The sequence below is a fragment of the Microbispora sp. NPDC004025 genome (genome assembly GCF_053604425.1).
In genome coordinates, this window is the sequence record NZ_JBSGHN010000006.1 from 127,298 (window position 1) to 142,650 (window position 15,353).

Consider the following 15,353-nt stretch of genomic DNA (forward strand, 5'->3'; position numbering starts at 1 on the left):
TCATGACGGTGGAGGCGTCAGCCGCCCAGCCAGGAATCGAGACGGTCCAGTAGCGCGGGTTCGGCCCTCAGCCCGGCGGCGGTGCCGCTGAACACGGCCTGGCAGGGGGCACGCCAGATCCGCATCTCGGCGACGGCCCCGGTCATGTCGGCCGCCCACACGACGTCGAGACGGCTGACCGGCGTCGCGGCCCGCGCCGGGTGCGGCATGCCGCAGTCGACGCCGTTGACGAAGTCGGTGGTGCCCCCGCTGTCGGTCACGCTCTGTATGGCGGCCGCGGTGTTGAGGAGCTCCCGGACGGATTCGAGATCCTCTCGCAGGACGCGGTGAGCGCCCAGCTGGAGAACGTCTCCGGCCGCGTGATAGCGGCAGGCGGTGACCGCGGCGAGCGGGCTGGGCAGGAACCCGTCCCCGTGGCCCCGGTTGCGAGCCATGCCGTCCTGGGGGAACTCCAGGTCCGGCCGGTTGTCTATGTCCGTCACCGCGACCTTGGCCGGGCACGTCGGCGCCGGGATCGCGTCCGGGTCCCTCGCGGTCTGATCTCGATAGAAGGAGAGGAAGCGGTCGACCGGCTGCCCGTCCAGGAAGCGGGTCCGGCCCGCGTGGTGGACAACGCCGCAGTTGCGGTCGAGCAGGAGCAGCGCGGGCGGCCGGTCGCGGTAGCGCACCGCGAACGACAACTGCTCGCCGTACCCGATGGCGGTGCAGGCCTGGCCCATGTGCAGGTCCTCGGGCGGCGTATCACCCCGAGCGATCATGAGAGCCCGTGCCGCCGCTTCCGCCTCGTCTCGCGTGGGCAGCGCGTTGAGTACGGCGATCATCTCGGCGACGTGGGTGCTGAGGGTGCGGTCTCGTCCGGGCCGTGGCGACGGCATCGGCCCGGGACCGCCCCTCGCCGGTGTGATCAGCTCGCACAGTGTCACCGAGACGGCGCCCTCGGCGGGCACCAGCGGCCCCGGCCTGTCGGCGTTTCCCCGTACGTCCATCACCGCGGTGGGGCAGCCGCCCGAGTCCAGAAACCGCGCGTCCAGCATCTCGACGGGATACGAGGCGGACGCGGCGAGAAGCAGCGCGACGACGGCCCCGCCGGCCAGGCAGCGTCCGATCCGATCCCGCCACGAGATCATGGGACGAATCTACGCCGGTTCTCTCCCGGCGGACACCGAATCCGAACGCCATATGCCGATATCCCCGGGGCCTTCGAGGCATCAGATGCCGAACTCGCCGGCACGTCGTCTCCGGGGCGGCCCGTGCAGCGCGAAAGGCGTGCCGTACGGCTGGGGAGCCGTACGGCACGCCTGGACTACGCGGGGGTCAGGAGGTGGTGCAGACCAGGGGGGACGGAGTGGAGGGGGTCCCGCTGGAGCTGCCGAGGAAGCCGAACGTGGTGCTCGCGCCGGGGGCCAGGTTGCCGTTCCAGTTCAGGTTCGTGGCCGTGACGCTGCTGCTGCCGGTGAGGTTGGCGTTCCACGCCTGGGTGATGGACTGCCCGCCGGGCATCGTCCACTTCACGGTCCAGTTGTTGATCGCCGAGGAGCCCGCGCTGGTCACGGTCACCTCACCCTGGAAGCCGCCGCCCCACGAGTTGACGACCTTGTAGACCGCCGTACAGCCGCGGTTCCCGGTGAACGTCGGCGAGACCGACGGGGACGGGGAAGGGGACTGGGGCGCCGACGGCGAAGCCGAGGGGGACGGCGAGGGCGACGGCGAGGGCGACGGCGAGGGCGACGGGGACACCGGCGGCGGGGTGTACGGGGCCGCGATCGCCAGGTCGTAGGCCCGCTGCGGCACGAACTGGCCCGCGGGCGCGATGCAGCCGTCGGACTCGCCCGGAGGCTTGACCCACAGGTACGCGGCGATCGCCGAGTCACCGGTGTTCGTCGTGCTCCAGGCGCCGGTGGCGCGGCCGGCCGGGTCGCACCACTCGGTGCCGACCGGGCCGTTGCCGTTGCGGCTGGTGTCGATCACGGCCTTCAGCCAGGACAGGCCGGTGGCCGCGATCACGTTCTTGGCGTAGGAGACCGCGCCCGTGGTGAACCGGTAGTTGGAAACGTTGAGCGCGATGCCGTCCGCGCTGTTGGCGATGTCGGCACCCCGCAGCCGGTTGGCCATGTCGGAGGCGCCCACCCACGCGTCGTTGCCCGCGTCGAAGAAGACCTTGACGTTCGGGGAGGTGGCCTTGAACTTCTTCCCGGCGTACGCCATGGAGGCCTGGACCTCGGCCTGCTGGGAGGAGTTCATGCAGTTCGGCATGATCGCCAGGGCGTCGGGCTCCAGGACGATGTAGGCCGGCCGCCCGCCGAGACCCGCGGCGACCTGGTCGATCCAGGCGCGGTACGACGCGTGGTCGGGCGCCCCGCCCGCGCTCGCGCCGCCGCAGTCGCGGTTCGGCATCTCGTACACGACCATGATCGGGATCTTGCCGGCCGCCGCTGCGGCGCCCACGTAGGCGTCGACCTGGCTGCGCACTGCGGAGGGGTTGTAGCTGGCGAACCACCGGCCCTGCGGGACGGCGGCGATGCGGTCCCTGATCACGGCGGCTTTGCTGTCGTTGGGGTTGGCGGCCACCCACTTGGCCGCGTTGGTCGTCGGGTCGACGTAGAAGGCGGAGTCGGCGGCCTGCGCGGCGGAGGAGGCGAGCACGGACGCTCCCACCGCGGCCGTGGCGACCGCTGCGAGCACAGCCGCCGTCAATCTGCGAGACATGGAAATACTCCGTCCGGTAATGTGGGAGCGCTCCCACAGTTCTCTCGGATGGTAGGGAGCCAATGGTGGGTCCAAGAAGGGCCGCTCGATATTCGTACGGACGGCCAACCAAATAGGCGCAGGCGGGCGGGGGAGCGGACTTGTGGAGCACTTGAAACTTTCACCACAAGTCCGGTCAGGCCGTGATATCTCCAGAAATCATGGTGACGCAGTGTGCCCAAGCGGTTTCGCGAAGTGGCCCAGAGGCCGTACCCTCCCATAGTGACCTCTTGGGGGGTTTCTTACCGATGACGCTTTCACGCGGTCTCATGCCGCTCGCCGGGGTGCCACGCGTCCTCCTGCCCGCCGTCGACCTGGGCGAAATATCCACGCCTGTCGACACCCGGGACACCGGGCCGCGCCCCGGCTCGCCCTTGTGGGCCTACCTCACGGCGGTCACCGCCGTCGGCGTCACCGCGCTGGTGATCGCGCAGGTACGGCTCGGCTTCGGCGAGCTGGGCGAGGTGGCCCGCGCTCCGCTGTTCTGGATGCTGACCGTCCTGGTGGTGCTGGGCGAGCTGCGCCCGGTCATGTTCAGCTCCTCGACGCTCGTCGGGGGCACGCCGGCCTCCACGATGTTCACCTTCGCCGTGCTGATGCACCAGGGCCTGCCGACGGCGGCGCTGATGCAGGCGATCGCCGTGGTGGTCAGCGGCCTCGTGCACCGCAGGGCCTGGCACCGGGTGTCGTTCAACCTCGCCCAGGTGACCCTGGCCTGCGTGGCCGCGGCCGCGGCCTTCGCCGCGTTCGGCGCGCACCCCGCTCCCGGCAGGCCCTGGACGCCCGACGGCGGCGACATCCCCGCCATCGCGGTGGCCGCCGCGGCGTACTTCGCGGTCCGCGCGATCCTGGTCTGCCAGGCGGTGGCGCTGCACGAGCGCCGGCCGCTGGCCCGGGTCATGAAGGCGTCCATCGGCCCGCAGGCCCTCGTCTACGGCGCGTTGCTCGGCCTCGCGCCGCTCGTGGTCGTCGTGATGGCGCACTCCACGGCCCTGGTCCCCCTGTTCGTCGCGCCGCTGGCCGCCGTCTACTTCACCGCGACGCTCTCGCTGCGCCGCGACCACCAGGCGACCCACGACGGGCTCACCGGCCTGCCGAACCGCAAGATGCTCATCCTGCGTACCGAGGAGGCCCTGGCCGAGGCGCGCGAACACGAGCGGGTGGGACTGCTGCTGCTCGACCTCGACCGTTTCAAGGAGGTCAACGACACGCTCGGCCATCCGGTCGGCGACCGGCTGCTGCAGATCGTGGCCCACCGGCTCACCCACAGCGTGCGGCCCGGCGACGTGGTGGCCCGCCTCGGCGGGGACGAGTTCGCCGTGCTGCTCCCGTCGATCAGGGACGCGCAGGCGGCCAAGGAGGTCGCCTCGCGGCTGCGGGTCGCGCTGACCGAGCCGGTACGCCTCGAGGGCATGACCTTCGACCTCGACGCGTCGATCGGCATCGCGCTCTACCCCGACCACGCGCCGGACTTCGAGCTGCTGATGCAGCGTTCCGACGTGGCGATGTATCTGGCCAAGGAGGGCCGCACGGGCGTCGAGTTCTACCTGCCGGGCAAGGACCGCAACTCGCCGGAACGGCTGAGCCTGCTCGGCGACCTGCGGCGCGCGATCGACGCCGACGAGCTGGAGCTCCACTATCAGCCCAAGGTGAGCCTCGAGGACGGCAGGGTCGAGAGCGTCGAGGCGCTGCTGCGCTGGTGGCATCCGGTGCGCGGGCCGATCTCGCCCGCCGAGTTCATCCCGCTGGCCGAGCAGTCGTACCTGATGCGCGAGCTCACCCAGCACGTCATCGGCCAGGCGCTGCGGCAGGCGGCCCGGTGGTGGCACGCGGGCGTCGACGTGCCGGTCTCGGTCAACGTGTCGGCCCGTGACCTGCTGGACTCGAGCCTGCCCGAGCAACTGGAGTCCGGGCTGGAGAAGCTGGAGCTGCCTCCCGAGGCCATCCGGCTGGAGGTCACCGAGCGCATCCTCATGACCGACCAGGCCTACAGCGCCGAGACGATCCGCACCCTGGCCGGCCTCGGCATCCAGCTCGCCCTGGACGACTTCGGCACCGGCTACTCCTCGCTCGTCCGTCTCCAACGGCTCCCGGTCTCCGAAGTGAAGATCGACGCGTCGTTCGTGCGGCGGCTCGGGGAGTCCCCGGACGACGAGCGCATCGTCCGCTCTATCATCGATCTCGTACGGTCCCTCGGGCTGAGGTCGGTCGCCGAGGGGATCGAGTCGCCGGAGATCGCGACGCTGTTGCGGGAAATGGGCTGCCACGCGGGCCAGGGGTGGTGGCTGGCCAAGCCCATGCCGGCCAGTGAGGCGACCACGTGGCTGCGCGGCCGGCTCAGCGCGGCCTTCCGTGACCGAGACGGCGACAGCGCACCGTCCCGCGCCGCACTGACCCCTCCGTGATCCGGACGTCGCATTAAGACCATGTGACGCGGCGTCGTCGGGTCGGCCGTGCTCGGCGACGAGCCCTAGGATGGGTAGGTCCAATCTCCATCATGAAACGGGTTCGACGACTCATGTCCGCCATAACCCGCGATGAGGTCGCTCACCTCGCCCGGCTGTCCCGACTGGCACTGGCCGACGACGAGCTCGACCACTTCGCCGCCCAGCTCGACCAGATCGTCGGCGCCGTCGCCCGCGTCGCGGAGGTGGCGGCCGACGACATCCCGCCGTCCTCGCACGCGCTTCCGCTGACCAACGTGTTCCGGCCCGACGACGTACGGCCCGGCCTCACGCCCGAGGGCGCCCTGTCCGGCGCGCCCGCGGTGGAGGACGACCGCTTCCGCGTGCCGCGGATCCTCGGGGAGGAAGAATGAGTCTGATTCGCAAGACCGCCGCCGAGCTCGGCGAGCTGGTCGCCTCCCGAGAGGTCACCGCCGTCGAGGTCGCCCAGGCCCACCTCGATCGGATCGCCGAGGTCGACGGCAGGGTCAACGCGTTCCTGCACGTCGACGCCGAGTCCGCGCTGGCACAGGCCCGCGCGGTCGACGAGCGCCTCGCCGCGGGCGAGACGCTCGGCCCGCTCGCCGGGGTGCCGGTCGCGCACAAGGACGTGTTCACCACGACCGGCATGCCGACGACCGCCGGCTCGAAGATCCTCGAAGGCTGGCGCCCGCCGTACGACGCGACCGTGACCCGCCGCCTGCGCGAGGCCGGCCTGGTGATCCTCGGCAAGACCAACCTGGACGAGTTCGCCATGGGGTCGTCCACGGAGAACTCGGCGTACGGCCCGACCCGCAACCCCTGGGACCTGGACAGGATCCCGGGCGGCTCGTCGGGCGGCTCGTCGGCCGCGGTGTCCGCCTACGAGGCGCCGCTGTCCACCGGCACCGACACCGGCGGCTCGATCCGCCAGCCCGCCGCGGTCACCGGCATCGTCGGCATGAAGCCGACGTACGGCGGCTCGTCCCGCTACGGGCTGATCGCGTTCGCGTCCTCGCTGGACACGCCCGGTCCTTTCGCCCGCAACGTGCTCGACGCGGCGCTGCTGCACGAGGCGTTCTCCGGCCACGACCCGCTCGACTCGACCTCGATCGACGCGCCGGTCCCGCCGGTCGTGGAGGCCGCGCGCCAGGCCGACGTGGCGGGGATGCGGGTCGGCGTGGTCAAGGAGTTCGGCGGAGAGGGCTACCAGCCCGGCGTCCTCGCCCGGTTCCAGGAGGCCGTCGACCTGCTGGAGTCGCTCGGCGCCAAGGTCGTCGAGGTCTCCTGCCCGACCTTCTCCTACGCGCTGCCCGCGTACTACCTGATCGCGCCGTCGGAGTGCTCGTCCAACCTGGCCCGCTTCGACGCCATGCGGTACGGCCTGCGCGTCGGCGACGACGGCACCCGCAGCGCCGAGGAGGTCATGGCGCTCACCCGGGCGGCCGGCTTCGGGCCCGAGGTCAAGCGGCGCATCATGCTCGGCACGTACGCCCTCTCGTCGGGCTACTACGACGCCTACTACGGGCAGGCCCAGAAGGTCCGCACGCTGATCATGCGGGACTTCGAGGCGGCCTTCCAGCAGGTGGACGTGCTGGTCTCGCCGACCACTCCGACCACGGCGTTCCCGATCGGGGAGCGGGCCGACGACCCGATGGCGATGTACCTCGCCGACCTGTGCACGATCCCGACCAACCTGGCCGGCAACGCGGCGATCTCGGTGCCCTGCGGCCTCGCCGACGAGGACGGCCTGCCGGTCGGACTGCAGATCATGGCCCCGACCCTGGCCGACGACCGCTGCTACCGGGTCGGCGCGGCCGTGGAGAAGGCCTACGAGAGCCGGTGGGGCGGCCCGCTGCTGTCCCGCGCGCCCGCGCTCTAGTCGCCGAGGGGAGGGGAACGGCGGCATGATCACCCGCATCGAGATCGACGGCTTCAAGTCCTTCGCGGACTTCCGGCTCGACCTGCCGCCGTTCCTCGTCGTCATCGGCAGCAACGCCAGCGGCAAATCGAATCTGTTCGACGCTCTTCGCTTCATGTCCGCGCAGGCGCGTGGTGACCTCTATGACGGGATCGACGCCGTCCGTGGGGACGCCCTGGGGCTGTTTCGGCAGCGGGGAGACGGTTCGCGGGCGGAAGAGATCAAGTTCGCTGTAGAACTGATCGTGGATCCGGATCGGGGATGGAACAGGTCGGTCCCCGAGGAGTGGCGCAAAACCCTGGGCTCCCGCTGGCGCTACGAGCTGTCGATGACTCTCGGAAGGAGGGGCCCGGAGTCCACGGAGCTCTTCATCCCGCTGCTCCAGGACGACGACATCTGGCCTGACGAGGTGAACGCGGATCCGGAATGGCGCGCGAAATACGTCACCTATCTTGACGACGACGATGACGACGTCAGTGAGCTCCTGGGAGACGACGGCTTCCTTCATCTCTTCCGGATTCCTGAGGGGCATCCGGAGGCCGCCATCGCGGAGGAGGCGGACGTCGACACCAGCGTGGAAGGGCAGATGCGCGAGGCCGTCTTCACGGCCGTATGGAGAACGCTCGGCCGGATTTCCGCTTTTCAGCTCGAGGACTCCGCGCTCCGGAGACCGAGCGCGATGCCCGCGCGTCCCGGGCTCCGGCCCAACGGCGAGGGGCTGCCCGGATACCTCGGCCATCTTCGCAAGGTGAGCGCGGGGCAGGGCGACGAGGCCGGAGTGCTCGCGGAGATCCGCGCGGACCTCGCGCGCATCGTGCGAGAGGTGACGTCGTTCGACCTGGTCGAAGACCTTGAGCGACGGGATGTTCGAGTGGTCTTCGACGGGCGCTATGTTCCCCGCTTCGGCGCGGAGGTGGCCTCCGACGGCACACTGCGGGTCCTGGCGTTGCTGGCGGTGCTCAACGACCCGGACCGCGGAGGCCTGGTGGCCATCGAGGAACCGGAGAACGGCGTGTTTCCCGAACGCCTCCGAGATCTCCTCACGACCATGCGCCGTCTGGTCACCGATCCGTCGGAGGACGATCCGAGCTGGCCTCTCAAACAGGTCCTCGTCACCAGCCACTCACCCGTCGTTCTCGACGCGGTTCCACGCCGGAACGTCGTCTTCCTGGAGAATCTGACGAGGATCCAGGAGGGGGTCCCTTCGCGGATCACGGTCGCCCGTCGCCTCGTCGAGCCCGGCCAGCCGAATCGCCTGCCGGACGAGGCCGTCCCCCGGGTCACGGAAAGCGAGATCGAGCGGTTCCGGGCCGGCAGGGAGCCCGCGCTCTCATGAGGTGCCTGCAAGCGGTCCTGGTGTGTGAAGGACCCTCGGACGAGTGGTTCCTTCCGGTGCTGCTCCAACGCGCCACGCACCTGCTCTGCCTGGAGAGCTTTCCGGGAGACGTGGACGTGAGAGACGTCCGGGTACTCGGCGCCGACCATCAGCGGCCGGAGGAGATAGCGAAGGCGGTGATCCGTGAACGTGACGCGTTCGATGTGCTTGTCTACCACCACGACGGGTCTCCTCATCGGAAGGCCGTGGAGAAGATCGATGAGGTGCGCCGGGCGCTGGAGGACGCCGGCAGCAGGGAACCCTTCGTGCCCGTCGTACCCGTGGTGGAGACCGAGGCCTGGATACTCGCCGACCCCGAGGCGCTCGCCACGGTTCTCTCGGTGCCGGTCGCGAGGGTCCGCGAACTGCTCCCTCAGCAGCCGAAGCAGGCCGAACAGCAGGCTGATCCGAAGGAACTGCTTCGCCTGGTGATGCGCACGCTGGTGAGACGTCACCGGAGGGCCAAGCCGGACGGCGACAGCATGGAACGCTATTTCAGCGAACTGGCTGAGATCATCGACGTGTCCCTACTGCGAGAGGTGCCCGCGTTCGCGGACTGGTGGACGTCGATGGCGGGGGCCCTGGAACGGCTGGGCTTCCGCTATGGGTGACGACGTGACGTGTCCGCGTACCCGGCTACGGATGGTGGGGCATCACCATGAGGACTCACCGGGCAAGTCGGCTCGCGTGCCGGAACGCATGCGGCAAACTTGGAGGCCGAGCGACTTCACTGAGCCTCTGGCGTCGGTGGCGGAGACCGCCGGCATCGCTGGACTGCGGAAGGTGCCCGCCTTCCAGCAATGGTGGAATGACATGACCGAAGCATTGGAAGGACTGGGTTACCAGCATGGCTGATACCGCGACGCTCATGCCGTACGACGAGGCGCTGGAGCGCTTCGAGCCGGTGCTGGGGCTGGAGACGCACGTCGAACTGGGCACCGACTCGAAGATGTTCTGCGGCTGCCCGACGACCTTCGGCGCGCCGCCGAACACGCATGTCTGCCCGGTGTGCCTGGCGCTGCCCGGCTCGCTGCCGACGGCCAACGAGAAGGCGATCGAGTCGACGATCCGGATCGGCCTCGCGCTGAACTGCACCATCGCGAAGTGGTGCCGGTTCGCCCGGAAGAACTACTTCTATCCGGACATGCCGAAGAACTACCAGATCAGCCAGTACGACGAGCCGCTGTGCACGGACGGCTACCTGGACGTCGAGGTGAACGGCCAGATCGTCCGCGTGGAGATCGAGCGGGTGCACCTGGAGGAGGACACCGGCAAGTCCACCCACGTCGGCGGCGCGACCGGGCGGATCCACGGCGCCGACTACTCGATCGTCGACTACAACCGGGCCGGCATCCCGCTCGTCGAGATCGTGACCAAGCCGATCGCGGGCACCGACCGGCTCGCGCCCGAGGTCGCCCGTGCGTACGTCACCGAGCTGCGCGAGGTGATGCGCTCGCTCGGGGTGTCCGACGTGCGGATGGAGCAGGGTTCGCTGCGCTGCGACGTGAACGTCTCGTTGATGCCGCGCGGCTCGGCCGAGTGGGGCACCCGTACGGAGACCAAGAACGTCAACTCGCTGCGCAGCGTCGAGCGGGCGGTGCGGGGCGAGATCGAGCGCCAGGCGGCCATCCTCGCCGGGGGCGGGCGGATCGTGCAGGAGACCCGTCACTTCCACGAGGACACCGGGCAGACGACCTCCGGGCGGTCGAAGGAGGAGGCGCAGGACTACCGCTACTTCCCCGAGCCCGACCTGCTGCCGATCGCGCCCGACCCGGCCTGGGTCGAGTCGCTGAAGGCCGCACTGCCCGAGCTGCCGTCGGCGCGGCGCAAGCGGCTCCAGCAGGAGTGGGGCGTGTCCGACCTCGACATGGCCGCCATGCACAACGCCGACGCGATCGACCTGGTCGAGGCGACGGTGGCCGCGGGCGCTCCCGCCGCCGACGCGCGCAAGTGGTGGATGGGCGAGCTGGCCCGGCGGGCCAACGAGGCGGCCACGGCGCTCGCCGACCTGCCGATCACCCCGGCGCAGGTCGCCCGGGTGACCGAGCTGGTCGCCTCCGGCGCCCTGAACGACAAGCTGGCCCGCCAGGTGCTGGAGGGCGTGCTCGCCGGCGAGGGCGGCCCGGACGAGGTCGTGGACAAGCGCGGGCTCCAGGTCGTCAGCGACGAGGGCGAGCTGTCGGCGATCATCGACCAGGTGCTGGCGGACAACGCCGACGCCGCCGAGAAGGTGCGCGGCGGGAAGATCGCGGCCGTGGGCGCGCTGGTCGGCGGCGTGATGAAGGCCAGCCGGGGCAAGGCGGACGCGGGCCGGGCCCGTGAGCTGATCCTGGAGAAGCTCGGCGTCCAGGGCTAGGGACACGACCCAGGAGATCGCCTGGCGAGCGTCGGCCCTTCCGCGACGCGCCGCCGGGGTCACCCCGCATGCGACGGCCGGCCACGGGTTCCGCGTGGCCGGCCGTCGGGCTGCCCCGGCCCGTCCGCGGACCGGAACGGCCGGGTGGTGCCCCCGGGCGCCGGGCTGAACCAGCCCCGCCTGCGACGGCCCGCCTGCGACGGCCCGCCTGCGCCCCAACCGGTCTGTCCTGGGCCGGTCTGTCCTGGGCCGGTCTGGCCGGGTGCTGCCTGGCAACGCGCGGAAGGTGTTGCTTTGCGACATATCCAGCAGAGGGTGTTTTAGGGTTAACTGATCGGAGTTGACCTTGAGCTGGAGGAGACCGAGGCGTGCGCAACGCCGGAGCGTCCGTCGACCCGCCCACGGATCCGTCCGGGGCGGCGTCCGCTCCTCCGCGCAAACATCCGGTGCGCCGCGTCGCCTCGCTGCCCCGCGGAGTCTCCGCCCTTCCCCGGGGTGTGTCGGCCGACATCTTCGCGGAACCCTCCGCTCCCGCCGTCCCGGCCGCGGCCAAGCCGTCCGGTGGCGGGAACATCCCGCCGCCGGCTCCGCCGGTCGAGCCGTGGCGGGTGCCGGAGCGCCCGGTGCGCGAGGAACCCGTCGTCGTCCCGCTGCCGGACCTCGGCGACCTGCTCGACCCCGGACCACGGAGTCGTACGCTCCGCCGTGCGCTGATCGGCTTGGCGGCGCTGCTCCTGGTGCTCTACCTCGTGCCGGCCGTTTCCATGGCGGGGAAGGTCCTGCCCGGCACCACGGTGCTCGGCGTCGACATCGGCGGGCAGAGCACGACCGAGGCCGTCGCCACACTGCGCGAACGCCTGTACGCCCAGACGAGGACCCCGTTGATCGTGCGGCAGGGCAACCGCCGCCTGACCGTCGACCCGGTGCAGGCCGGTCTAACGCTCGACGCCGAGGCCACGGTCCGCGCCGCGCCGGCGGGCTTCCCCAGCCCGCCGGAGGTGTGGAGCGCGCTGACCGGCAGCCGTGAGGTACGGCCCGTCGTGTCCGTGGACCAGCGCAAACTCGACGAGACGGTGGCCAGGACGATCGTCGCGCCGCTGGAGAACCCGAGGCGTGAGGGCGACGTCTCGTTCGACGGGGTCACCCCGGTCCCGACCTATCCGCGACCCGGCAGGGTCGTCGACAGGAGGGCGACGGCCGACCAGATCGTCAGGGGCTACCTCGACCCGGAGGTCGTGGTCGTGGTGCCGACGATGCGGGATCTGCCGCGCATCACCCGTGCCGAGGTGCGGCGCGCCCTGCGCTGGGCGACCCGGGCGGTGGCCGCGCCCCTGACCCTGACCAACGGGACCGCCTCCGTCAGCCTGTCGCCGGTCGCACTGGCGCGGCACCTGACGTTCGAGCCCGAAGGCGTGGTCCTGCGGCCTCGATTCGACGCCGAGGCGGCGATCGCCGGTGTCGAGCCCGCGCTGGTCGGCCCCGCGCGGGTCGCCCGCGACGCCACCTTCACGATCAAGGGTGACCGGCCGGCCCTGGTGCCCGGAAGGCCGGGCGACCGGGTGGACATCGGCCGCCTCGCGGCCGACGTGCTCACCGCCCTCGACGGCGGCAGCCGTACGGTGGCCGTGCAGGTCGTGCACGGGCCGCCGCGGGTCACCGACGACGCCGCGCAGCGGCTGGGGATCCGGGAGAAGGCCGGCGGCTTCACCACCTCCTACGCCTGCTGCGCCCGGAGCGCGGGCAACATCCGCGCCGCCGCGGCGCTCCTCGACGGCCGCGTGGTGGAACCGGGGGAGACGTTCTCGTTCAACGAGGTCGTCGGCCCGCGCACCGCGGCCGCGGGATTCGACGGCATCGGCCCCACGATGATCCGCGGCAGGGCGGGCACCGACGCGACGGGGATGACACAGGTCGCGACCACCATGATGAACGCGGTGGTCCGCGCCGGGCTGCGGGTCGTCGAGCACACCACGCCCGAGGTCCACGCCTCTCACCTGCCGGTCGGCACCGAGGCCGCGGTGTCCTTCCCCGGCCCCGACCTGCGGTGGAAGAACGACTCGCCGTACGGCGTGCTCGTCCGGGCGTCCGCCGGAGGCACGTCGCTGACCGTGACGCTGTGGAGCACCAGGCGGTACGACGTGGACCTGCAGGAGCCGGTCGTCACCCAGCGGGTCGCGCTGCCTCCGATGATCCGTCAGGGACCCGGCTGCGTGGCGGCGCGGGGACAGCCCGGCTTCACCGCCACGGTGACGCGGGTGCTGCGGGAGAACGGCGAGGTGGTCTCCCGGCAGACCTTCCGCACCTCCTACCGCGCCCAGGCCGGGGTCGTCTGCCGCCCCGGCTGATCAGGACGAGGGCCGTACCACCAGGATCCGGTCGTCGCCGTCCTTCGGGGAGCCCCGCCCGTCCCGGTTGCTGGTGCTCACCCAGAGAATGCCGTCGGGGGCGGCGGCCACCGCGCGCAGCCTGCCGTACTCGCCGGAGTACAGGGCGGCGGGACGGCCGGCGCGGCCCGAGGCGTCCACTGGGACCCGCCACAGCCGCTCGCCGCGCAGCGCGGCGGCCCACAGCGCCCCCCGGGCGTACGCGAGGCCGGACGGCGACGCCTCGGAGGTCGGCCAGGTGATCAGCGGATCGGTGTACCCGGACCGGCCGCCCACCCCCTCGACCTCCGGCCACCCGTAGTTGTGGCCCTTCTCGATGAGGTTGATCTCGTCGTAGGTGTTCTGGCCGAACTCGGTGGCGTACATGTGCCCCCGGTCGTCCCAGGCGAGGCCCTGCACGTTGCGGTGGCCGTAGGACCACACCAGCGTGCCGAAGGGGTTGCCCGGGGCGGGCCGGCCGTCCGTCGTCATCCGCAGGATCTTGCCGCCCAGTGAGTTCCTGTCCTGGGCCATGCCGCGCTCGCCGGTCTCCCCGGTCGAGGCGTACAGGTAGCCGTCGGGGCCGAAGGCGAGGCGGCCCCCGTTGTGGATGCCCCCCTTGGGGATCCCGCTGACGATCACTTCGCGGTCGGAGAGCCGCCCGTCGTAGCGGTAGCGGACGATCCGGTTGTCGTCCCCCGCCGTGAAGTAGACGAAGACGAAGCGGTCGGTGGCGAAACGGGGTGAGACGGCCACGCCCAGCAGGCCGCCCTCGCCGCTCGCCGACACCCCCTCGATCACGCCGGCCTGGCGGACCTCGCCGCGCGGCGTGACCCGCAGCAGCCGCGCCGACTCGCGCTCGGTCACCAGCGCGTCGCCGCCGGGCAGGAACGCGATCGCCCAGGGCACCGTCAGGCCGGTGACGAGCGTGCGCGGCCGGGCCGGGGTGACATCCGTCTCACCACCCCCCGCGGTGGCGCTCGTGGCGGGGAGCGGCGGGGGAGTCCTGCCCCCGCCCGCACCGACCGCACCGTCCGGCGCGCACGCCGTGACCGCCGTCAGAAGCACCGCCGACGAAAGGGCCGCCGCCAGGAGCGTGCCGCCCATGCCATGCCTGTCCGCCATCCCCGATGACCTCCTCATGTACCCCATACTCGCGGGTGGGGGCGCAGGTTCCCTAGGTTGTTCCTCGTGAAGATCTGGGTCGCCTCACAGGAAATCGCCGACGCACTCTCCGAGCTCCCCGAAGGGCTTCCTGCCCTCGACCGCGCCGTGTACGACGGAAGGACGCCGCCGCCCGGCCCGCCGGAGGAGGTGGAGATCTGGGTGCCTCCGCTGGTCCCGGTGCCGGACACCCCCGGCCTGCTGGGCCGGATGACCAACCTCCGCCTGCTGCAGACCGTGACTGCGGGGGTCGAGCCCTACCTGCCGCACGTGCCGCCGAAGGCGGTCCTGTGCAACGCCCGCGGCGTCCACGACGCGGGCACCGCCGAGTGGGCCGTGGGCGCGATGATCGCGGTGCTGCGGGAGTTCCCCGGCTTCGCGGCCGCGCAGGCCAGACGCGAGTGGGCCTACCACCACACCGGAGTCCTCGCCGACTCCACCGTGCTGATCGTCGGCTACGGCTCGATCGGAGAGGCGCTCGAACGGCGTCTGGCGGGGTTCGAGGTGGAGATCGTGCGGGTGGCGCGCACGGCCCGGGACGGCGTCCACGGCCAGGACGAGCTGCCGGCGCTGCTGCCCGCCGCCGACGTGGTCGTGCTGCTGGTGCCCGCCACGGCCGGGACGGCCGGCCTGGTCGACGCCCGGTTCCTCGCCCGGATGAAGGACGGCGCGCTGCTGGTGAACGCCGCCCGCGGATCGGTCGTGGACACCGACGCGCTGCTGGCCGAGCTGCGCTCGGGCAGGCTGCTGGCGGCGCTCGACGTCGCCCCTGTCGAACCGCTGCCGCCCGATCATCCGCTCTGGACCGCTCCGGGGGTCTTCATCACCCCGCACATCGCCGGCAGCACGCCCGCGTCCGTACGGCGTACGCGGAGGCTGGTGCGGGATCAGGTCATCCGTCATCTGACGGGCCGTCCACTCGCTAACATGATCACCGGGCATTACTGACCGCTCCGTTAAGGATTCCGGAACGTGGCTGCCTCGTGACCTGGGGTGCGTACGCTGA

11 protein-coding genes are annotated in these 15,353 nt (G+C 71.4%); 8 read left to right on the forward strand and 3 right to left on the reverse strand.

Annotation, left to right across the window (positions count from 1 at the left end):
* Positions 1-17 precede the first annotated feature (17 nt).
* Both ACWEQG_RS17955 and ACWEQG_RS17960 read right to left on the reverse strand, forming a co-directional pair.
* On the reverse strand, positions 18-1,127 hold the full coding sequence (locus ACWEQG_RS17955; protein WP_452285948.1) for a hypothetical protein: 1,110 nt from the start codon (positions 1,125-1,127) through the stop codon (positions 18-20).
* Between the two features lie 187 nt (positions 1,128-1,314).
* A complete protein-coding gene (locus ACWEQG_RS17960; RefSeq protein ID WP_452285950.1) occupies positions 1,315-2,706 on the reverse strand; it encodes a glycoside hydrolase family 6 protein in 1,392 nt (463 codons plus the stop codon).
* Between the two features lie 362 nt (positions 2,707-3,068).
* Between ACWEQG_RS17960 and ACWEQG_RS17965 the strand changes: the two genes are divergently transcribed.
* The 7 genes from ACWEQG_RS17965 to ACWEQG_RS17995 all read left to right on the forward strand — a co-directional run bounded on the left by ACWEQG_RS17965 (position 3,069) and on the right by ACWEQG_RS17995 (position 13,165).
* Positions 3,069-5,150, forward strand: a complete 2,082-nt coding sequence (locus ACWEQG_RS17965; protein ID WP_452286320.1) for a putative bifunctional diguanylate cyclase/phosphodiesterase — start codon at positions 3,069-3,071, stop codon at positions 5,148-5,150.
* Between the two features lie 113 nt (positions 5,151-5,263).
* Positions 5,264-5,563 (forward strand): Asp-tRNA(Asn)/Glu-tRNA(Gln) amidotransferase subunit GatC, encoded by a 300-nt coding sequence (gene gatC, locus ACWEQG_RS17970; protein ID WP_030506108.1) that lies wholly within the window; start codon positions 5,264-5,266, stop codon positions 5,561-5,563.
* The gene (gatA, locus tag ACWEQG_RS17975; protein ID WP_452285952.1) at positions 5,560-7,050 is read left to right on the forward strand and encodes an Asp-tRNA(Asn)/Glu-tRNA(Gln) amidotransferase subunit GatA; all 1,491 of its coding nucleotides are present in this window, start codon (positions 5,560-5,562) and stop codon (positions 7,048-7,050) included. The genes gatC and gatA overlap by 4 nt, the downstream gene beginning before the upstream one ends.
* A gap of 25 nt (positions 7,051-7,075) precedes the next feature.
* On the forward strand, positions 7,076-8,425 hold the full coding sequence (locus ACWEQG_RS17980) for an AAA family ATPase (RefSeq protein WP_452285954.1): 1,350 nt from the start codon (positions 7,076-7,078) through the stop codon (positions 8,423-8,425).
* Positions 8,422-9,075 carry a DUF4276 family protein gene (locus ACWEQG_RS17985; RefSeq protein WP_452285956.1) on the forward strand — a complete coding sequence of 218 codons (654 nt, stop codon included), beginning with the start codon at positions 8,422-8,424 and terminating at the stop codon, positions 9,073-9,075. Before ACWEQG_RS17980 ends, ACWEQG_RS17985 begins: the two co-directional genes overlap by 4 nt.
* 236 nt (positions 9,076-9,311) lie before the next feature.
* A complete protein-coding gene (gene gatB / locus ACWEQG_RS17990; RefSeq protein WP_452285957.1) occupies positions 9,312-10,820 on the forward strand; it encodes an Asp-tRNA(Asn)/Glu-tRNA(Gln) amidotransferase subunit GatB in 1,509 nt (502 codons plus the stop codon).
* A 368-nt stretch (positions 10,821-11,188) separates the two neighbouring features.
* The gene (locus ACWEQG_RS17995) at positions 11,189-13,165 is read left to right on the forward strand and encodes a VanW family protein (RefSeq protein ID WP_452285959.1); all 1,977 of its coding nucleotides are present in this window, start codon (positions 11,189-11,191) and stop codon (positions 13,163-13,165) included.
* Here ACWEQG_RS17995 and ACWEQG_RS18000 read toward each other — a convergent pair whose 3' ends face one another.
* A complete protein-coding gene (locus tag ACWEQG_RS18000; protein ID WP_452285961.1) occupies positions 13,166-14,308 on the reverse strand; it encodes a PQQ-dependent sugar dehydrogenase in 1,143 nt (380 codons plus the stop codon).
* 66 nt (positions 14,309-14,374) lie between these two features.
* On the opposite strand from ACWEQG_RS18000, the gene ACWEQG_RS18005 reads away from it, so the two are divergent.
* Positions 14,375-15,295 carry a 2-hydroxyacid dehydrogenase gene (locus ACWEQG_RS18005; protein WP_452285963.1) on the forward strand — a complete coding sequence of 307 codons (921 nt, stop codon included), beginning with the start codon at positions 14,375-14,377 and terminating at the stop codon, positions 15,293-15,295.
* Positions 15,296-15,353: the final 58 nt, after the last annotated feature.